The organism is Clavibacter sepedonicus, from assembly GCF_000069225.1.
Taxonomy (GTDB): Bacteria; Actinomycetota; Actinomycetes; order Actinomycetales; family Microbacteriaceae; genus Clavibacter; species Clavibacter sepedonicus.
Genome location: NC_010407.1, coordinates 257767 through 276203, shown reverse-complemented (window position 1 = coordinate 276203; position 18437 = coordinate 257767). Strand labels below are relative to the sequence as shown.

Genomic DNA, 18437 nt, shown 5'->3' with positions numbered 1-18437 from the left:
CCCCGTCGAGGGAGGGAGCGCCCGCCCGCGACCTGGGGAGGGGCTACCGCTCCGGGGTGGATCCCGGCTCGATGGCCCGCGGCGCCCGCGCGGGACCCGCGGCGCGCGCGGCCTGCACCGCCTGCTCGGCCTGGAGCTGCTTCATCCGGGCGAGCGCCGCGTAGTGCCGCTCCTCCTCCTCGAGGTCGGCGAGCTGCTGCTCGGTGCTCCGCACGCGCCGGTCCACCGCGGCGGCCGCGCGTTCGTAGGCCGCGCTCCGGTCCGGCGGGCCGACGGGCTCGCGCCGGGCGTCCCAGTCGTGGCCGACGCAGAACCACACGATGCTGCCGATGAGCGGCAGGAAGACGATGAGAAGGATCCAGACGAGCTTCGGCAGGTGCTTGACCCGGTCGTCCGGACGCGTGATGAGGTCGACGAGCGCGCACACGGCCACGAGGAGGGGGAGCAGCCCGAAGAGGATCACGGTCGAGGAGCCTAGGGGCGGTGCCGGGCCCGACGGAAGGCCCGTGCACGGACGCGGCGGAGGGTGCAGCGACCCGGCCCTTCGCTCAGTGGACACGCACCTGCCGTCTGTCAGGTGTTCAGGGGCGGTCCGCCATACAGTCCAGTCGAGGGCCGCACCCGGTGGCCTCAGTGAGGAGGAGATCATGGGTCTCGACGACAAGATCAAGAACGCTGCTCAGGACATCGCGGGCAAGGCCAAGGAAGCGCTCGGCGAGCACAAGGGCGACGAGCGCCTCAAGGCCGAGGGCCAGAAGGACCAGACCGCCGCGTCCGCCAAGAAGGCCGGCGAGGACGTCAAGGACGTCTTCAAGTAGATCCCCGCAGCATACGGAGAGGCGGCGACCCACGGGTCGCCGCCTCTCCTCATGTCCGGGCCGTCACGGCGCGGCGGGCGCCCCCGACTCCGCCATGATCCGCTGCACCAGCTCCGCGTCGAGCAGCGCGACCTCGTCGCCGTCGTCTTCCGCGTGCGCCCGCACCACGACCGAGGTGACGACGCCCGCCGGGTCGACGTCGACCACGAGGAAGCCGGATCCGCGCACGATGCGCTCCGTGCCGGGATCCGCCGCCACGTCCGTCTCGTTCGCGACGCCCGGCGCGACCAGCACCGGCACGCCCGCCAGCGACCCGACGATGTGGTGGTGGTAGTGCCCCGAGAGGATGACCCGCACGTCGCTGCCGCGCACGATCTCCGCCAGCCGCTCGGGATCCTGCAGCGCGAGCGACTCGTGCAGCACGGTGGGCGCCGGCACGGGCGGGTGGTGCAGCACGAGCACCGTGCCGCGCTCGGCCGGGGTCGCGAGCAGCTCGCGGAGCCCGTCGAGCTGCTGCTCGCGGAGCGCGCCGTAGCCCTTGCCGGGCACGGAAGTGTCGAGGGTCGCGATGCGCCAGCCGTCCACGATCGTCACGCCGTCGATGGGCGGGACGACCGCGGGATCCTGGCCGTCGTCCGTGCCCGGGCCGCCGTGGCCGTCGCCCAGCACGAGCCGGAAGCCGGAGCGCACGTCGTGGTTGCCGGGCGTCAGCACGAGCGCGGCGCCGCGCGACGACGTCCACGGGACGAGCTGCTCGCGCAGGAGCGCGTACGACTCGGGGGTGCCGTCCTCCGAGAGGTCGCCCGATCCGACGAGGAGCCGCACGTGCGGCACGCGATCGGCCTCGACGAGGACGCGGTCGAGGGCGGCGCCCGTGTCGACGACGCCCTGGTGCAGGCCGCCGTCGCGGAGCAGGTGGGTGTCGCTGAGGTGGACGAGGCGGAGGGATCCGGGAGCCAGTGCGTGCATGCGCCGACCCTACGGGGGCCGGCCGACACCGCGGGGGACGGCCGGCGGACATCGGGTGACGCCGCCCCGGGGCCCGGCGGCCGCGCATCCCCCGGCGGTAGCCTCGACCCACGACGAGAGGGGTACCCCGTGGCGAGGCGCGACGAGATGGACTGCTGGCTCACCGACATGGACGGCGTGCTGGTGCACGAGAACCAGGCCCTGCCCGGCGCGGCGGCCCTCATCCAGCAGTGGCAGGACCAGGGCAAGCCCTTCCTCGTGCTCACCAACAACAGCATCTTCACGCCGCGCGACCTCTCGGCCCGGCTCCGCGCGTCCGGCCTGCACGTGCCCGAGTCCGCCATCTGGACCAGCGCGCTCGCGACGGCCGCGTTCCTCGAGCAGCAGATGCCCGGCGGATCCGCGTTCGTCATCGGCGAGGCCGGCCTCACCACCGCGCTGCACGAGGCGGGCTTCATCATGACCGACACGAAGCCCGACTACGTGGTCATCGGCGAGACGCGCAACTACTCGTTCGAGGCGATCACGCGGGCGATCCGGCTCATCAACGGCGGCGCGCGCTACATCGCGACGAACCCCGACGCGACCGGCCCGAGCGCCGAGGGCGTGCTGCCCGCGACGGGCGCGGTGCTCGCGCTCATCTCGAAGGCCACGGGCAAGGAGCCCTACATCGTGGGCAAGCCGAACCCCATGATGTTCCGCTCGGCGCTCAACAAGATCGGCGCCCACTCCGAGAGCACGGGCATGATCGGCGACCGCATGGACACCGACATCATCGCCGGCATCGAGGCGGGCCTGCACACGGTGCTCGTGCTCACGGGCATCAGCGACCGCGCCGAGATCGAGCGCTACCCGTTCCGTCCCGACGAGGTGCTGTCGGGCGTCATGGAGCTGCTGGATCCGGAGCCGGTCGAGTCCGAGCTCTGATCAGCGGGCCGGGGCGAGACAAGCTGTCTCTCTGGCGGAGACGAGGTCCCAGCGCCCTTCTCGCCCCACCCTCAATCCTCGCTACCGCCCCCTGGGTTGCAACGAGCGGCAATGGTCTCCGCTAGTCCTACATCGGGCCGAGCACTGTCGAGGTTCCAACTCGACTTTCCCGGATCGTCGTACCGAACCACCTGCCAATGACAAGTGAATTGATCGTGGAGGTTGTTGTGATCCAGGCGCGATCGATCGGTCTTCTCCAACGCCTCGCCCCACGCTGCCTCGTTGGCTATTTTTGGTGCAAAAATAGTATCACGCCCCGCGCTCGTCGGATAGATCTGGGCTGTAGGGCCCCATTCATCACCCGCCGTCCACACAACACTGTCGATGAGGGAGACCCCCAACCAAGGGTCAGCCACAACAGGGTACTTGACCCCTTCACCTTCGTGTTGGACAACCTGGGTGAGTTGATCGCCCGATATTTTGAAGTGAGTTGGCACCGAAGCACCCGTCGCATCCTTTGCCCAAGGCGCTGCCACTCCTGCGATCCACAGGCCATGGGAATCGAGAATGCTCACGGACCCGCTCTCGCCATTGAAAGCGAGATGCGATTTAGCCGGAATATCCAAAGAGTACGTATACTCATCGGGTGCTTGAGAGTCAGAGATTATGGTCGCGAATTGCACAGCCCCGTCCTCTTGAGGCAGAACTGCCGAGGTCGAACCGTCTCCGTTGTCGAAGGCCGTAACCGCAGACGAGCCAGAAGCCACGAGGCGTGCGCTGCTTGCGGACGGCAAGGAAACGCCGATCGCAGCCTTCCCAGGCGCCCCGATTCTCACTTCCTTATTTGCATCTTGCGGGACACGCGCTGTCACGCCCCAAGCATTTAGAGCAAAGTTGGTTTCCCCAGGCGCCTCGTTTGAACGATCGGCTACCGTGGTCATGAATTCAGGCGATGCAGACCGGATGACATTCGCTACTGTCCCCCGATCAGACGCGGATGCGCCTGCGGGATTAATCATTACAAGCGCGACTAGGCCTAATGCTCCAACAGCCGCGAGCGGGCGTGATGCATATAAGTGATGCTCCACCTCCGAATAGATGCGAACCAATGTGCGGAAGTAGCTCAGTGCACACGAAATGGACTACCGCGTGTGCCGAGCGAAAGATTACGCTCGAGCAGAACCGACGTTCTGACCAACCCGGCGGTTTGCCCGAGATGCCACCGAAGCGACGATGACCGCAAAGGCGACAAATGACAAGACAATGAGCGCACCGGAGGCTGCAATCCCGGCTTCGAGCGCAACAGGCACAGGGGCGTTCTGATCCGTGAGGTTGAAGGCTTGACCCCAGAAGGCAAAACAGACCGCTGCGGAGGCGACGAAGACCACAACTGCGGCGCTGACCGACACAGCCCAGGACCATCGTCCAGTCAACCTGGAATAACCGATAGCGAGCCCCAAGCCTCCGGCCGCGCTGACCGCGACTCCTAGCACCAGGAATGGCGGAAACAAGAGCGACGCAAATACGCACGCCGGCCCCACAATCGCCGTAAGCAAGACCCATCGCGTGATCTCTTTGCGAGACATGACTTTCTTTCCACGTAACCGACAGGCGGACGGGGCAAGCATCTCCCCACTCACACTGGGCCGTCCGAGTCTGTGCACAATCGGACCCGCCGTCTCCAGGAGCCGCGTCTGCGCGTGACCGTCCGCCGAGTGGATCCGGAACTCCGCGCATCATGTAGCGCGCGGGCCGCTCCGGAGCCGTCGCACCTCGGGGCTGATCAGCGCGGCGAGCGTGGCCGCGACCACGAGGCCCGCGCAGGCGAGCAGCGCGGCACCCGTGCCCGTGGCCGCCGCGATCGGGCCGGCCACCAGGAGTCCGAGGAGCGCGAGCGACAGGGAGCCGAAGGAGTCGAACGCGCTCACGCGGGAGAGCACGTCCTCGGGCACGCGCTGCTGAAGGGTGGTCGACCAGAGCACGCCGAAGACGTCGATCGCCACCCCGGCCACGATCATGCCCGCGCAGCGCAGCCAGACGGGTGCCGCGCACGCGAGCAGCAGCATGGGCACCGCGAGCGCCAGCGTCGCGAGCACGGCCGTGCGGATGGGGCGGGCGACGCGGATCCGGGCCGCGAGCGTCGCGCCGCCGATGGTGCCCACCGCCTGCGAGGCGACGATGACCGACCAGGCAGCCGGGCCGCCGTAGCTCCGGATGGCGACGAGCGGGCCGAGCACGCCGACCGTCGCGTTGAGCGCGGCGACCACCACGGAGAACCGCGCCGTCGTGACCCAGAGCCACTGCCGGGCCGCGAACTCGCGAACGCCGCGCCGCAGGTCCGCGAGGACACGGGACGGCGGGCGGTCGGGATCCGGCACGCGGATGCCGGCGATGAGCAGGCCGCTGACGCCGAACGACGCCGCGTTCACGACGAGCGCCGCGGTCGCGCCGAGCTCCGCGACGACGACGCCCGAAAGGCCCAGGCCGAGGAGCAGCGCCGCGTTCTGGCCCACCCGGAAGGTCGCGTTCGCCCGCTGCAGCTGATCCGGGCGCACGAGCTGCGGCACCACGCCGCTCATCGCCGGCGTGAACATCGCGGTCGCGATCCCCGCGACCGCGGCGAGCACGGCCAGCGCCGGGATCGACGGGACCCCGAGGCCGGAGACGAGCGCCAGCCCCACCCAGGCGGCCGTCGCCGCGACCTCCGCGGCCACCATGAGCCGCGACCGCGAGACGCGGTCGGCGACGACCCCGCCCACGAGGATCAGCAGCAGCTGCGGCAGCGTCTGGCACGCGAGCACGAGCGACACCTCCGCCGGCCCGGCGCCCGGGATCCCGAGCACGGCGAACGCGAGGGCCACCCGGCCGAAGCCGTTGCCCGCGGCCGAGATCGTGCGCGCGGCCTGGAGCGCGCGGAAGCGCCGCCCGAGCGGATCGGAGCCGGCGCGGCTCACCCGCCCGCGCTCGCGGGATCCGCGGCGGGCGCGGTGGGTCGGGCGAGCAGGGCGCGGATGCCGTGGGAGCGCAGCATCGCGAGGCCCACGAGCGCCTCGCCCAGACCGCCCGCGATCACGACGACCCGCAGCGCCGTCTCCTGCCCGAGCGGGTGCAGCGCGACCGTAAGCGCGCCGCCCAGGAGCACCGCCGGCGGATAGAACCCCTGGCCGAGCAGCTTCTTCGCGCCGAGGATCGCGCCCTGCCGCTCGGGCGGTGTGCGTTCCTGCCACACCGCGGTGAGCGGCGCGCCCTGCACCTGGAGCACGACGTTGCGGACGACGGCAGCGGCGATCCACACCCCGAGCAGCGCCGTCGAGGCCAGCGCGACACGGCCCACGAGACCGAGCACGAGGGCCGCGCCCGCGATGGCGGCGAGCCGCGGGATGCGGTCGCCCCGGGCGGCGACGAGCGCGGCACCCGCGAGGAGCCCGGCGGATCCGGCGATGCTGAACGCCGCGAGGCTCGCCCCGGAGCCGATGCCGCCCGCCCCGAGCAGCAGCACGTACGCGGTCGTGGCGGACGCGGCGATCCCGTTGGCGAGGTTGAGCGCCCCGAAGCCGAGCTGGAGACGGCGGGGGCCGGGGTGCCGGAGGATCCACGCGATGCCGTCGCGGGCGCCGCGGAACGGGTTCCGGATGCGGCGGTCGGGCGGCGCATCCCAGCGCACCACGAGGAGCGCGGCCACGCAGCCGAGCGAGGTCGCGGCGTCGACGAGGAAGACGGCGGACGGGGCCACGGTCGCGGAGAGCGCGGCCCCGAGGACGGGCGCGAGCAGAGTCGGGCCGTCCTGCAGGAGCGAGGTGATGCCGTTGATCCGCGTGAGGTCGGCCTCCTGGCGCATCCGCCGCACGCTCGCCGTGAGAGTCAGCGCGAGGGTCGACGACGCGAGCGCCGACAGGAACGTGAGCGGGTAGACGATGGCGAGCAGCCGGCCGGGGCCCGCCGCCGAGACCGCCGCCATGCCCACGGACGCGGTCGCGAGCACCGCGTTGCTCGCGAGGGCCGCGCGGCGATGGCCGATGCGATCCGCCGCCCAGCCGGTGAGCGGCGCGCAGTAGATGGACGCGACCGTGGCGACGACGGTGAGCGCTGAGAGGGCCAGCGCGCTGCCGGTCTCGGCGAACACCTGCAGCGTGAGCGCGAACGACGCCGCGCTCGCTCCGAGGGAGGAGACCGCCTGCGCGCCCCAGAGGAGCAGGAAGGCGCGGTCGCCGGGTCGGACGCGTGAGGCCATCCGTTCCCCGTCCCCTGGATCCGCGGGCACGGGCGATGCGCGCGGGATGCCGAGGGTAGGGCGGGAGCGCGGCACGGCGTTCCCCGAGTCCCCAGGTTCGGGACGGACGGTCCGCGCGTGCGTCGCCGGTGGGGAGCGGCGCAGGGGCTGGCGGCTACGGGACGACGGGCGGCTGCGGGACGCCGATGCTGCCCGTGAAGGTGCCGCCGCCGGCGCGCGTCACGAAGCAGTAGGCGTCGCGGTCGCCCGCGGCCCACTCCTCCTGCGTGATCGGGTACGCCGACTGGTACTGGACGTCGGAGTAGGCGCGGGCCGCGGCGTAGTCGATCACGGTGTCCGCGATGCAGAGCTGGTCGGCGGAGTCGCGCACGGCCTCCTCTCCGGGGAAGGCGTCGCCGGTCTGCGGGAGCGCGACGCGGGCGACCATCTGCGCGTGGTGCTCGGAGCCGCAGTCGACGACCGTGAACTCCTCCTCCCACGGCGTGGAGTACGGGTCGATGCACTCGCCACCGAGCAGCGCGTCCCACGCCTGGGTGCCCGCCGCGGCCGGGCCCTGCACGGGATCCGTGGGGGTGGGCGACGGGGTCGGCGAGGCCTCGGGGGTCGTGGTGGCGACGGGGGCGGGGTCGGGCGCGGCGCCGGATCCGAGCCGCTGGCCCAGGTAGAAGAGGCCGACCAGGAGCAGCACCAGCAGGATCGCGCCGCCGACCCAGAGGCCGGTGCGCCGCGGGCCGCGGGGGGCGCGCGGCGGTGCGGCGGCGGGAGGGGCGGCGACGCGGGCCGTGTCGAGGACGGGAGCGCGCGGTGCGGGGGCCCGGGGTGCGAGCGGAGCCGCGTACGGCGGCGGGACCGGCAGGGGACGCGGGACCGGGTCGGGACGCGGCTCCGGGTCCGGCTCCGATCGGGATGAGGCGGCGGCCGGGACGGCGACCGTGGGGGCGTCGCGGTCGGCGTGCGGGGCGGCGGCGCTGTCGGCGCTGTCGGCGGCGGGGTCGCCGAAGAGGAGTGCGATGGCGTCCTCGGGCTCGGGCTCGTCCGACGGCGACGGCGACGGCGACGTGATCCGGGCGGTGGCGGGATGGGCATCCGCATCGCTCGGGACGGCATCGTCCCGCGGCTCGGCGTCCTCCTCGGGTACGCGGTCCGCGTCCGACGCCGCGACGACCGACGACAGCACGGCCGTCTCCGTCTCGGCCGCGTTCTCCCCCTCGGCCTGAGGCTCGGACGGGGTCCCGGATCCGGATGCGGTCTCCGGGCGCTCCGCGGTCGGCGCCGTCTCGGGCACCTCGGCCGCCGCCGCGGGCGCGGCGGACGCAGGTGCAGTGGGCGCGGGCGCCGGCGCAGCGGCGGCCGGGGCGGAACCGGACGCCCACGCCATCGCGGCGGCGCGCGCGGCGGCGGCAGCGGGGGCGAGCGGAGCAGGGGCGGCGTCCTCGTCGTCGCGCTCGGCATCGGCATCGGCATCGGCCGACGCGTTCCCGTCGACGTCCCCCGCGTCGAACCGCTCCGGCACGACCTCGTGCGCGGCGGGCCCGGCGGGGTCGTCGACGACGTCGGCGTCCTCGTCCGTCCGCTCGTCGCGGAGCGGCGTCAGCTGCACGGATCCGTCGGGGTCGCCGCCATCGGCCTCGGCCTGGTCGGCGGGATCCTCGACGAGCTCGGCGTCGACCACGGTCGCGTCCGAGGGCATGGCCGGCAGGGCGACGTCGTCCGGCCCGTCGTCGACCGGCTCGAGGACCAGCTCGGCCGGCGCGTCGTCGGCCGGGGCGGGATCCGCCTCGACCTCGCCGCTCAGCACCTCGCCGGTCGGCATCGCATCCGCACCGTCCGCGGCGGGGGCGGGCACGTACCCGGGGTCGGGCTCGCCGGGGAACTCCACGTCGCCCGCGTCGACCGGTGCGGCCGCGATGCCGGGCTCGGGTGCCGGCGCGTCGGGCTCGGAGGCGGGGTCGACGGTGCTCGGGTCGGGATCCACCCGGTCGAGCGGGGCGATGCGCTCGTCGTCCTCCGTCGGGTCGAGCGGCACGATGCCCGCGAGGATGTCGCCGACGGCGGGCGGGGACGCGTCGTCGGGCGCGGGATCCACGCCGGCGTCGGAGTCGGCGGCGTCCCGCGCGTTCGGCGCGTCCCGGTCCGCGGGGACGGGCTCTCGTGCCGCCGATCGGCCCCAGCCGATGGGCGCGAGCGGCTGCGCGGGGCGCTCGCGGTCGGCGTCGGTCGCGGGACGGATCGCGAACGGGTCGTCGTCGTCGCGACCGGATCCGGAGCCGCCGCTGCCGCCGGGCGCCGCGTCCACTAGGCGAGCCCCAGGTCCTCGAGGCCGATCGCGTACAGGTACCGGTGTCCGGCGGCCTCGATCACCTCACGGGCGTCGGTCGAGCGGTCGACGACCACGGCGACCGCGGCGATCTCCGCGCCCACCTTCTCGAGCGCCTCGATGGCCTTCAGCGGGGATCCGCCGGTGGTGGAGGTGTCCTCGACGACGATGACGCGCTTGCCCGCCAGGTCCGGGCCCTCGACCTGGCGACCGCGGCCGTGGTCCTTGGGCTCCTTGCGGACGACGAACGCGTCGTAGCCCCGGCCGACCGCGGCGCCCTGGTGCAGGATCGCGGCGGCGATGGGATCCGCGCCCATCGTCAGCCCGCCGACCGCGGCGACGTCGGGCACGTCGGCGATGAGGTCGAGCATGACCTGACCGATGAGCGGCGCGACGCGGTGGTCGAGGCTGACGCGGCGGAGGTCGACGTAGTAGCTGGCCTTCTTGCCGCTCGTCAGCGTGAAGTCGCCGTGGAAGACGGCGTCCCGCTTGATGTGGTCGATGAGCTGCTGGCGCGCGTCGGAGGTCGTCACGCAGCCGATCCTACGGGCGGGGAACCGCGCCGCCCGGTGCGACGGGCGGGCGGGACGCGGACCCGATCAGGAGTCGGACGACGCCGGCAGGCCGAACACCGTGCCGACGGCGGCCACGTCGTCGCCGCCGTGGCCGGCCGCGGACGCCTCCGCGTACGTCTCGCGGAGCGCCTCGAGCATCGCGGTGTCGAAGTCGTGCGCGTCGGCGCCGTCGAGCGCGGCGAGCATCAGCGTCACGTCCTTGAGCAGGCCGTCGAGCGCGAACGACGGCGCGAGCTCGCCGGACAGCATCGCCCCGCCCTTGAGGTGCGCGTACGGGGTGTCGGCCGCGCCGCCCGCGATCGCGTCGAGGAAGAGGCGCGGCTCGACGCCGAGGAGGCGCGCGAGGCCGAGCGACTGGCCGGTCGCCGCGGTGATCGAGGCGATCCACGCGTTGCAGGCGAGCTTGAGAGCGGATCCGGGGCCCGCCGTGGATCCGGCGACCACGGTGCGGGAGCCGGTCGCCTCGAGGACGGGGCGGGCGACGGCGATGTCGTCCTCGGATCCGGAGACGAGGTGCACGAGGAGGCCCTGCTCGGCGGGGCCGCGCGTGCCGAGGACGGGCGCGTCGACGAGCCGGACGCCGTGCTCGGCGGCGAGCGCGGCGATCCGCTGCGTGCCCTCGACCCCGACGGTGGAGGACTGGAGCACGACGGCGTCGGGGCGGAGCGCGGGCGCGACCTCGGCGAGGACCTCGAGCACGGCGTCCGCGTCGAACAGCATGACCACCACGACGTCGGCGTCGCGCACGGCGTCCGCGGCGCTGTCGGCCACCGTCGCGCCGGCGTCGGCGAGGGGCGCGGCCTTCCCGGCGCTGCGGTTCCACACTCTGAGCGGCAGGCCGGCGCGGAGGATCGAGCGGCTCATGCCCGCCCCCATCACGCCGGTGCCGAGGAGCGCCACGCGGGGCTTCCCGTCGGAGGCGGGGGCGGATGCGGGCGCGGCAGCGGTGTCGTCGGTCATCCCCCGACGGTACGCCCGCGATCTGCGAGGACAGCGGACGCGGCCGGGCCGGACGCGACAACGGGCCGCCCGTCGCGAGGAAAGGCGGCCCGTCGGGGCGTGCGGGGCGGGTCAGACGGCGGGCGCCTCGACGGCGGCGTCGTCGGATCCCTCGCCGGGCATCACGATGTCGGCGACCGTGACGTCGACGCGGGTCACCGGGCGGCCGACGAGCTCGGTCACGGCGTCGGAGATGGCGGCGCGCACGTCGGCGGCGACGTCCTGGAGCGGCACGCCGTACTCGGCGACGAGGGTCACCTCGAAGGAGACGCCCGCCTCCTGGGCGTCTACGGCGATCCCCTGCGTGAGGTCGGTCTGGCCGATGCGGTCGCGGAGCTGGCCGATGACGCGGGCCGCGCCCCCGCCGAGCGCGTGCACGCCGGGGATGTCCCGGACGGCGAGGCCGGCGACCTTGGCGATGACGCCGTCGGTGACCGTGGTGTCGCCCTCGGCGAGCACGCTGCCGGTGGCGATCCCGGTGGTGGCGGGCGCGACGCAGGTGACGTCCGCGGGGGTGCTGGTGTTCTGGTCGCTCATGCGGTTCCTCCTCGTGGGTGCCCGTCGGCCGGGCGCTGCTGTGGTATTCATGGATGCGACGCATGGACGCCGCGTTACGTCACGGATCCACCGTCATTCCCAGCGCACACGGAGGTACGGCATGGCCCTCTCCTCCTCCTTGCAGGACGCGGGCGACAGCATCCTCGCCGAGCGCGCGGCCGACGGCGACGCCCGGGCCTTCGAGGTGCTGGTCCGCCGGCACGCCCCCTACATGCGCGCGTTCGCGATCCGGCTCACCGGATCCCGCGCCGACGCCGACGACGCCGTGCAGGAGGCCCTCATCACCGCGTGGGACCGCCTGCCGACCCTCGAGAAGCCCGACCGGGTGAAGAGCTGGCTGCTGCAGATCGTGAGCCGCAAGTCCATCGACCGGATCCGCGCCCGCCGCCCCGCCGACGACATCGACGACCACGAGATCGCCGACCGCCTCACCTCGCCCGAGCGCGACGCGGAGACGTCGTCGCAGATGCGCGCGCTGGCCGGTGTGCTCGACGCGCTGCCCCGCGAGCAGCGCGAGGTGTGGATGCTGCGCGAGGTGGGAGGCTTCTCCTACGAGGAGATCGCCGAGAAGCTGGGGGCGACGCCCTCGACCGTGCGCGGCCGGCTGTCCCGGGCGCGCACCACCGTGATGACGAGCATGGAGGCATGGCGATGAGCGGCACCGGACCGGGCGATCCCGGGGAGCGCCTGCCCGGGGATCCCGCCACCGCACCCGCGCTCGACGCCGACGGCACGCCCCTCGACATGGCCGCCCTCGCCGACTACCTCGACCGCGGGCGCACGCCGCGCATCGCGGCCTACGAGGACGACCCCGAGACCCGCAACGCGCTGCGCGCCCTCGAGCACATGCGCGACCTCGGCCGCGAGCTCGTGCAGGTCGAGGCGGAGGAGCAGGAGGCGCCCGGCGACGACTTCTTCCGCGGCGTGCTCGCCCACATCAGCCGCGAGTCGCGCGCCGGCCGCGACATCCCGCTCTCGCACCCGGATCCCGCGGTCAGCCTCGCGCTCACCGAGGGTGCCGTGCGCGCCCTGGTGCGGCAGGCCGGCGACGAGGTGCCGGGCGTGCTCGTCGGGCGGTGCACACTCGACGGCGACGTCACGGTGGCGGGCGAGCCTGTGCGCGTGGGGCTCACCGTGAGCGTCGTCTGGGGGGATCCGCTGCCCGAGCTCGCGCAGCGCGTGCGCGAGCGGGTGCACGCGGCCCTGCTCCGGCACACCGAGCTGCGCGTCGAGGGCATCGACGTGACCGTGGTGGACGTGCAGGCGCGTCCCGTGCCGGAGGAGGCCGGATGACCCTCGACGATGACGCGTCGGCCGCGTCGCCCGCCCCCGTCCCCGTGCCGCTGCCCTCCGCCGCCGACCTGTCGCGCGACCTGACCGCGGTCCTCCGCGGCGTCGCGGGCGTGGCCGACGTGTACGCGCCGCGCTCCCCGATCCTGCTCGCCGCCCAACAGGTGGTCGAGGGCGTCGTGGCCGGGTCGTCGACCGCGACCGAGCAGCTCGTCACCGTCGAGACCGGCGAGGGTACCGTGCTCGTCGAGGCGTCCATCGCGGTGGACGCGTCGAGCCGCGCGAGCGACACCGCGCGCGCCGCCGTCGACGCCATCCGCGCCCGCCTGTCCGACGCGATCGGCACGGACGCCGCCGCGCGGGCGGCCGTCACGGTGCGCGTCGGCAGCATCGGCTGACCCGGCCCGACCCGTTCCGGCGTCTCCCCCCGCCCGGCCGCGTCCCGGTCGCCCGGTACCGTGGACGCATGCGCGTCGCCACCTGGAACGTCAACTCCATCCGCACCCGAGTGGGACGCGTCGTCGACTGGCTCGTCCGCGAGGACGTCGACGTGCTGGCCATGCAGGAGATCAAGTGCAAGCCCGAGCAGTTCCCGATGGCGGCGTTCGAGGAGGCCGACTACGAGGTCGCCGTGCACGGCCTCAGCCAGTGGAACGGCGTCGCGATCGCGAGCCGCCTGCCGCTCGAGGACGTCGTGACGACGTTCGAGGGGATGCCCCGCTTCGGCAAGCCCGACGCCACAGGTCAGCCGCCGCTCGAGGCCCGTGCGATGGGCGCGACCGTCGCGGGCGTCCGCCTGTGGAGCCTCTACGTGCCCAACGGCCGCGCGCTCGACGACCCGCACTACTCCTACAAGCTCGAGTGGCTCCAGGCGCTCGCGGCCGACACGCGCGCCTGGCTCGCCGCGGATCCCGCCACCCCGCTCGCGCTCATGGGCGACTGGAACGTCGCGCCGCTCGACACCGACGTCTGGGATCCCGCGCTCTTCGAGGGCAAGACGCACACCTCCGAGCCGGAGCGCGCCGCCTTCGCCGCCTTCCTCGACGCCGGGCTCGCGGACGTCGTGCGGCCGTCGATCCCCGAGGGCTACACCTACTGGGACTACCAGCAGCTGCGGTTCCCGCGGAACGAGGGCATGCGGATCGACTTCATCCTCGGGAACGACCGGTTCTCCGAGCTCGTGGGCGCGCCGCGGATCCACCGCGACGAGCGCAAGGGCGACGGCCCGAGCGACCACGTGCCGGTGGCCGTCGACCTCGACGTGGAGACCGAGCTCGACGACGACCGGCCGATGATCTTCTGACCCGCCGGCCGTCGCCGGCGTGGCCGCTCGCCGTGCACCCGCACCCCGCGATTCCGGCCCCGCGTGACGCGCCCCGTAGTCTCGTGCCGTGACCCCCGACGACGACCAGACCCCGGAGCGCGGCCGCCGCGCCTCCCGCGGGCGCCGGTCCGCCGCCCCGCCGGCCCGACGACGGCGCCTGCCGGAGGTCCCCCGCATCGCCCTGCCGACGCTCCCGCGCGGACGCGCGTGACGACGACCCCGCCGGCCCCGACTGGGTGCCCCGCTGGATCCTGCGGATCGACCGCCGCATCCTCGTCACGACGCTCGTCTCGATGCTCGTGGCCGCGGTCGTCGGCGGCAGCATCGCCGCCCTCGGGCTCGGCCTCATCTTCGTCACCGACTCGTGCGACGTGGACGCCTACGTCTGCCGCGACTCGCTCTTCACGATCGGCTACGGGATCGCCGTCGCGGGCCCGCTCATGCTCACGGGGATCGCCGTCATCGTCGCGCTGGTCGGCATGATCCGCGGGCGCACGCGACCCTGGCTGGTGCTCCTGATCGGCGTGGGCGCCTCGCTCGCGGCGTACATCCTCGGCGCCGTGCTCGTGCTCGTCTCCGTGCCCGGCTCCTCCCCGATCACCTGATCCCGGGCGACCGTCCGGCAGGCGGCCGCCGCCGCGGGAGCGCGGGTGCGGCGGTCCGCTAGCGTGGGAGGTCCGGCGCGCCTGACGCGGATCCGGGAGTACGGCCGCGCATGCGGCATGCGAGGGGGCGGTAGTGGACAGCGGACGTGTGGCTCTGGTCATCGAGGACGACGGCGACATCCGCCAGCTGCTCGAGGTGGTCCTGCGCCAGGGCGGCTTCGAGGTGCACGCCGCCGGCACCGCGACCGAGGGCGTGCGGCTGGCCGAGGAGGTCTCCCCCGACGTCATCACGCTCGACGTGGGCCTGCCCGACTTCGACGGCTTCGAGGCCGCGCGGCGCATCCGCCTCGTGAGCGACGCCTACATCGTGATGCTCACGGCCCAGGGCGAGGAGGTCGACACCCTGCTCGGGCTCGAGGCCGGCGCCGACGACTACATCGTGAAGCCGTTCCGCCCGCGCGAGCTCCGCGCCCGCATCTCCGCGATGATGCGACGCCCGCGCGGCGGAGGAGGGGACACGACGACGACGCCCGCGGCCGGCATCCCCGCGGCTCCCGACGTCCCCGAGGCGGCGGTCGACGCGGACGAGCCGGTGCAGCCCGTGCAGCCCGCGGCCGTCGCCACTACGACCGTCGTCCCGCCCGCCCCGACGACCGAGGCCACGCCGGACGACGAGGTCCTCCGCCACAACGGCCTCGAGCTCGACGAGGGCACCCGGCACGTCACGGTCGACGGCGAGCCCGTCGACCTCACGCGCACCGAGTTCGACCTCCTCGCCTCGATCCTCGCGAGCGGCGGGCGCGTGCGCACGAAGGGCGACCTCGTGCGCGACATCCGCAGCGGCTCCTACGCCGTCGCCTCCTCCACCGAGCCGGAGGAGCGCGCCGTCGAGGTGCACCTCGGCAACCTGCGCCGGAAGCTGCACGACGACCCGCGCGAGGCGCGGTGGATCCAGACGGTGCGCGGCGTCGGCTACCGGCTCGCGCCGCCGCGCGGCTGACGCACCGGGCGCCGGGCGCCGACGCCGTCGCCGACGGGCACGGGGCTGCCGCGGGACCGCACGGGTCCCGCGGCAGCTGCGCCGTGGATCGGGGTCCCTTCGGGTGGGATCCCGCTCCTATCCTCCGACCGGCCTGTCGCGGGAGCCGGTCGGGCGTGAGCGTCGGCCGTGGGGGCGGCCGCGCGCACGGGTCTAGTCGGGCGGGTGTCCCGCCTCGGCGCGGACCCAGGAGCGCATGGCGTCCATGCTCCGCACACCCGCCTCGCCGAGCTCCGGCAGCATCGCCGTGGCGCGGCCGTGGTCGGCGGCGCGGATGGCGCGCTCGAGCTGCCCCGCGGCGTCGCTGAGCAGGAGCGCGCCGACCATCGCCGCCGAGCTCTTCACGCTCAGGCACGCGTCGAGCGCGGCCGCGCGGTCGCCGGCGCGCACGGCGGCGTCGAGGCGCTCCCAGCGGCTCGGCCACAGGTCGACGAAGAAGCGCAGGAAGTCGATGCAGGCGTGCTGGCCGTCGGTGAGCGCTCCGGGGCAGGTCGGCTCCGAGGCAGCCGGGGCGGAGGTCGGGGCGCCGACCGGACGGGGGGATCCGGCCGGCGCCTGCCCGCAACCCGGTGCGGGGGCACCAGGGGTCGCGAGGCGGTCGTCCGGACGGGGGGATCCGGACGACGGGGTCCCGCGGCGCGGCTCGGGGTGGCCGCGCGGCGGGGTCACGCCGCCCGGCGCGGGAACGCCGGGGGGCGGAGCGGGGGCGTCCGTCGCGGGGACGACGGACAGTCGGACAGGGCCGGGCACGTCCGACAGCTCGGCCAGCAGCTGCTCCAGGACGCGGACGTCGAGGAGCGGGGGGAGCTGCGGCACGCGGGCGGCGTGGGCGCTCACGCCCGGCCGCCGACGAGACGATCCGAAGGACCGGGGAGGCCGCCGTCGGGTACCGGCCGCGCATCCGTCGACCCGGTACGGCACCCGGTGCGTGCGGCTCGGGTGCCGCTCGCGGGGTGGTCGTGGGGGGTCATCCGGTCCTTCGATCGCTCGTGTCGGACGGGTGGCCCCGTCGTTGCACGAGCCTGTCATCGCCGGATGCCGGATCCGATCAAGGTCGGGACAAGATCAGCTCAAGTCGGGCGCGGTGCGGCACGGGCGACGCGCAACGGCAGCCGCACGCGCATCGTGGTGCCCGTGCCGAGGGTGCTCTCCACCTCGATGGACCCGTCGTGCGCCTCCACGATCGAGCGGGTGATGCTCAGGCCGAGCCCCACGCCGGCGACCGTGCTCGCGCGGGCGGAGTTGGTGCGGAAGAAGCGCGTGAACAGCTGCGCCGTGTCCTCCGCCGACATGCCCACGCCGTCGTCGGTCACGCAGAGGCTGAGGTGCTCGCCCTCGACCCCCACCGCGGTGGTGACCGTGCCGCCCTCCGGCGTGTACTTCACCGCGTTGCTGAGCAGGTTGTCGAGCACCTGGCCGATGCGCACGGCGTCGACCTCGGCGACCAGCTCCTCGTACTCCGGCTCGACCAGGGTGACGCCGCTCGCCTGCGCGTGCGGGCGGATCACGTCGAGCGCGTTCTCGACGATCTCGCCCACGTCGACGAGGTTGCGGTTGACCGCGAGCCGGTGCTGGGCCGCCGTGAGGAGGTCGCCGATGAGCCCGAGGAGGCGCTGCGCGTTGCGCTCCACGATGGCGAGGCGGGCGGCGGTGATCCGGTCGTCGAGGTCGTCCTCCTCGAGGTCGTCGGCGATGAGCTCGACGTAGCCGAGGATCGAGGTGAGCGGCGTCTTCAGCTCGTGCGAGACGCTCGCGACGAACTCCTCGCGCTCGGTGACCGCGAGCGCGAGCGCCGTCACGTCGGTGCTGACCACGACCGTGCCGAAGGTGCGCCCCGCGCCGTCCACGAGCGGGGAGATCGACGCGAGCACGGCCTTCTGCGCGCCGCCGTCGCCCACCCAGTACACCTCGCGGCCGACGACCTCACCGGCCCGGGCGCGGGCCACGGGCTGCCGCTCGGGCGGGACGACGGTGGTGCGGTCCTCCTCGTAGACGAGACGGCCGAGCATGGGATCGTCCGGGTCGAGGGGGTCGGCGAGCGCCATGAGGTCGTGCGCGGCGCGGTTGCGCAGCATGACACGGCCCTCGGCGTCGAGGACGGTCACCGTGTCGTCGATCGCGTCGAGCACGCCGTCGATGATCGAGTTGCGCTCCTGCAGGTCGACGAGCGTGCCGGTCAGCTCGAGCTGCATCTCCTCCAGGCGCGCGTGCTGCCGGATCAGCTGCTGGGCCAGGAGGTTCACGGCGACGGCGACGAGGAGCATCACGAGGGGGAGCACGACGAGGTGCGACCAGCCGGTCGTGCCGTCCGGCAGGGTGCCCGCCCGGACGTAGGGCAGCGCCAGCACCGACGCCGTGCCGATGGCGCCGAGCCACAGGACGTGCAGTGGGAAGGCGTACGCGAGCCAGATCACGGGGAACACGAGGAGGAACGTGGTCGACGGCACCTGGTCGGCGATCGCGTCGCGGCAGAGGGCGAGCGCGACGAAGTCGAGCATGGGCAGCACGGCCACCCAGTCGGAGTCGATGCGATCCCAGGGGACGGCGGCCGCGACGATGGTGACGATCGCGGCGATGACGGCACCCGCGACGAACACGGGATCCGCCACGGAGGCGAGGTCCCCCGTCCCCGCGACGACGCCGACCACGGCGAGGCTCAGGATGAAGGGCAGCTGCGCGTGCAGCGGCTTCGAGAAGGTCATGCTGCGGAACACGGCCTGCGCGCGGGAGCGCTGACCGCGCGGCACGTCGGAGGGAGCAAGCTCGCCCACGTGACCCCCCGGAT

At 73.9% G+C, this 18437-nt stretch carries 20 protein-coding genes; 9 read left to right on the top strand and 11 right to left on the bottom strand.

Going from position 1 to position 18437, the window contains the following annotated elements:
• Positions 1-43 precede the first annotated feature (43 nt).
• Positions 44-463 (bottom strand): PLD nuclease N-terminal domain-containing protein, encoded by a 420-nt coding sequence (locus CMS_RS01215; RefSeq protein WP_012297720.1) that lies wholly within the window; start codon positions 461-463, stop codon positions 44-46.
• Positions 464-647: 184 nt separating this feature from the next.
• Here CMS_RS01215 and CMS_RS01210 point away from each other — a divergent pair, with 184 nt between their 5' ends.
• Complete coding sequence (locus CMS_RS01210) at positions 648-818, top strand: CsbD family protein (RefSeq protein WP_012297719.1); 171 nt, start codon at positions 648-650, stop codon at positions 816-818.
• Between the two features lie 63 nt (positions 819-881).
• On the opposite strand, the gene CMS_RS01205 is transcribed toward CMS_RS01210, so the two are convergent.
• Positions 882-1787: a metallophosphoesterase gene (locus CMS_RS01205; RefSeq protein ID WP_012297718.1), complete on the bottom strand. Its 906-nt coding sequence runs from the start codon at positions 1785-1787 to the stop codon at positions 882-884.
• A 129-nt stretch (positions 1788-1916) separates the two neighbouring features.
• Between CMS_RS01205 and CMS_RS01200 the strand changes: the two genes are divergently transcribed.
• Positions 1917-2714 carry an HAD-IIA family hydrolase gene (locus CMS_RS01200; RefSeq protein ID WP_012297717.1) on the top strand — a complete coding sequence of 266 codons (798 nt, stop codon included), beginning with the start codon at positions 1917-1919 and terminating at the stop codon, positions 2712-2714.
• A gap of 71 nt (positions 2715-2785) precedes the next feature.
• Here CMS_RS01200 and CMS_RS17285 read toward each other — a convergent pair whose 3' ends face one another.
• The 7 genes from CMS_RS17285 to CMS_RS01170 form a co-directional block, all read right to left on the bottom strand.
• Positions 2786-3397, bottom strand: a complete 612-nt coding sequence (locus CMS_RS17285; protein WP_158309433.1) for a DUF2599 domain-containing protein — start codon at positions 3395-3397, stop codon at positions 2786-2788.
• Positions 3398-4450: 1053 nt separating this feature from the next.
• A complete protein-coding gene (locus CMS_RS01195; RefSeq protein ID WP_012297714.1) occupies positions 4451-5668 on the bottom strand; it encodes an MFS transporter in 1218 nt (405 codons plus the stop codon).
• Entirely contained in the window at positions 5665-6945 is a 1281-nt protein-coding gene (locus tag CMS_RS01190) for an MFS transporter (RefSeq protein ID WP_041464278.1), read from the bottom strand. The genes CMS_RS01195 and CMS_RS01190 overlap by 4 nt, the downstream gene beginning before the upstream one ends.
• Positions 6946-7099: 154 nt before the next feature.
• Entirely contained in the window at positions 7100-9241 is a 2142-nt protein-coding gene (locus tag CMS_RS01185; protein WP_012297712.1) for a septum formation family protein, read from the bottom strand.
• Positions 9241-9795 carry an orotate phosphoribosyltransferase gene (gene pyrE, locus CMS_RS01180; protein WP_012297711.1) on the bottom strand — a complete coding sequence of 185 codons (555 nt, stop codon included), beginning with the start codon at positions 9793-9795 and terminating at the stop codon, positions 9241-9243. The genes CMS_RS01185 and pyrE overlap by 1 nt, the downstream gene beginning before the upstream one ends.
• Before the next feature lie 66 nt (positions 9796-9861).
• Positions 9862-10797 (bottom strand): NAD(P)-dependent oxidoreductase, encoded by a 936-nt coding sequence (locus tag CMS_RS01175; protein WP_086935877.1) that lies wholly within the window; start codon positions 10795-10797, stop codon positions 9862-9864.
• 111 nt (positions 10798-10908) lie between these two features.
• Entirely contained in the window at positions 10909-11373 is a 465-nt protein-coding gene (locus CMS_RS01170) for an Asp23/Gls24 family envelope stress response protein (RefSeq protein WP_012297709.1), read from the bottom strand.
• 121 nt (positions 11374-11494) lie between these two features.
• On the opposite strand from CMS_RS01170, the gene CMS_RS01165 reads away from it, so the two are divergent.
• The 7 genes from CMS_RS01165 (at position 11495) to CMS_RS01140 (ending at position 15613) form a co-directional block, all read left to right on the top strand.
• The gene (locus CMS_RS01165) at positions 11495-12049 is read left to right on the top strand and encodes an RNA polymerase sigma factor (protein WP_012297708.1); all 555 of its coding nucleotides are present in this window, start codon (positions 11495-11497) and stop codon (positions 12047-12049) included.
• A complete protein-coding gene (locus tag CMS_RS01160; protein ID WP_223842687.1) occupies positions 12040-12687 on the top strand; it encodes an Asp23/Gls24 family envelope stress response protein in 648 nt (215 codons plus the stop codon). The genes CMS_RS01165 and CMS_RS01160 overlap by 10 nt, the downstream gene beginning before the upstream one ends.
• The gene (locus tag CMS_RS01155) at positions 12684-13082 is read left to right on the top strand and encodes a hypothetical protein (RefSeq protein ID WP_012297706.1); all 399 of its coding nucleotides are present in this window, start codon (positions 12684-12686) and stop codon (positions 13080-13082) included. The genes CMS_RS01160 and CMS_RS01155 overlap by 4 nt, the downstream gene beginning before the upstream one ends.
• Positions 13083-13150: 68 nt before the next feature.
• The gene (locus tag CMS_RS01150; RefSeq protein ID WP_012297705.1) at positions 13151-13987 is read left to right on the top strand and encodes an exodeoxyribonuclease III; all 837 of its coding nucleotides are present in this window, start codon (positions 13151-13153) and stop codon (positions 13985-13987) included.
• 88 nt (positions 13988-14075) lie between these two features.
• Positions 14076-14219, top strand: coding sequence for a hypothetical protein (locus CMS_RS17630; RefSeq protein ID WP_223842686.1), 144 nt, complete (start codon positions 14076-14078; stop codon positions 14217-14219).
• 25 nt (positions 14220-14244) lie between these two features.
• Positions 14245-14613, top strand: a complete 369-nt coding sequence (locus tag CMS_RS01145; RefSeq protein ID WP_012297704.1) for a hypothetical protein — start codon at positions 14245-14247, stop codon at positions 14611-14613.
• Positions 14614-14746: 133 nt separating this feature from the next.
• Positions 14747-15613 (top strand): response regulator transcription factor, encoded by an 867-nt coding sequence (locus CMS_RS01140; protein WP_174270076.1) that lies wholly within the window; start codon positions 14747-14749, stop codon positions 15611-15613.
• A 192-nt stretch (positions 15614-15805) separates the two neighbouring features.
• On the opposite strand, the gene CMS_RS01135 is transcribed toward CMS_RS01140, so the two are convergent.
• Positions 15806-16489 (bottom strand): Hpt domain-containing protein, encoded by a 684-nt coding sequence (locus tag CMS_RS01135; RefSeq protein WP_223842685.1) that lies wholly within the window; start codon positions 16487-16489, stop codon positions 15806-15808.
• 233 nt (positions 16490-16722) lie between these two features.
• Positions 16723-18423 (bottom strand): sensor histidine kinase, encoded by a 1701-nt coding sequence (locus tag CMS_RS01130; RefSeq protein WP_012297701.1) that lies wholly within the window; start codon positions 18421-18423, stop codon positions 16723-16725.
• Positions 18424-18437: the final 14 nt, after the last annotated feature.

What these genes read in the sequence shown, in the direction of transcription:
- CMS_RS01160 (WP_223842687.1), top strand. Translation starts at nt 12,040, where the DNA reads ATGGCGATGAGCGGCACCGGACCGGGCGATCCCGGGGAGCGCCTGCCC.
- CMS_RS01205 (WP_012297718.1), bottom strand. Translation starts at nt 1,787, where the DNA reads ATGCACGCACTGGCTCCCGGATCCCTCCGCCTCGTCCACCTCAGCGAC.
- CMS_RS01190 (WP_041464278.1), bottom strand. Translation starts at nt 6,945, where the DNA reads ATGGCCTCACGCGTCCGACCCGGCGACCGCGCCTTCCTGCTCCTCTGG.
- CMS_RS01175 (WP_086935877.1), bottom strand. Translation starts at nt 10,797, where the DNA reads ATGACCGACGACACCGCTGCCGCGCCCGCATCCGCCCCCGCCTCCGAC.
- CMS_RS01155 (WP_012297706.1), top strand. Translation starts at nt 12,684, where the DNA reads ATGACCCTCGACGATGACGCGTCGGCCGCGTCGCCCGCCCCCGTCCCC.
- CMS_RS01165 (WP_012297708.1), top strand. Translation starts at nt 11,495, where the DNA reads ATGGCCCTCTCCTCCTCCTTGCAGGACGCGGGCGACAGCATCCTCGCC.
- CMS_RS01150 (WP_012297705.1), top strand. Translation starts at nt 13,151, where the DNA reads ATGCGCGTCGCCACCTGGAACGTCAACTCCATCCGCACCCGAGTGGGA.
- CMS_RS01170 (WP_012297709.1), bottom strand. Translation starts at nt 11,373, where the DNA reads ATGAGCGACCAGAACACCAGCACCCCCGCGGACGTCACCTGCGTCGCG.
- CMS_RS01210 (WP_012297719.1), top strand. Translation starts at nt 648, where the DNA reads ATGGGTCTCGACGACAAGATCAAGAACGCTGCTCAGGACATCGCGGGC.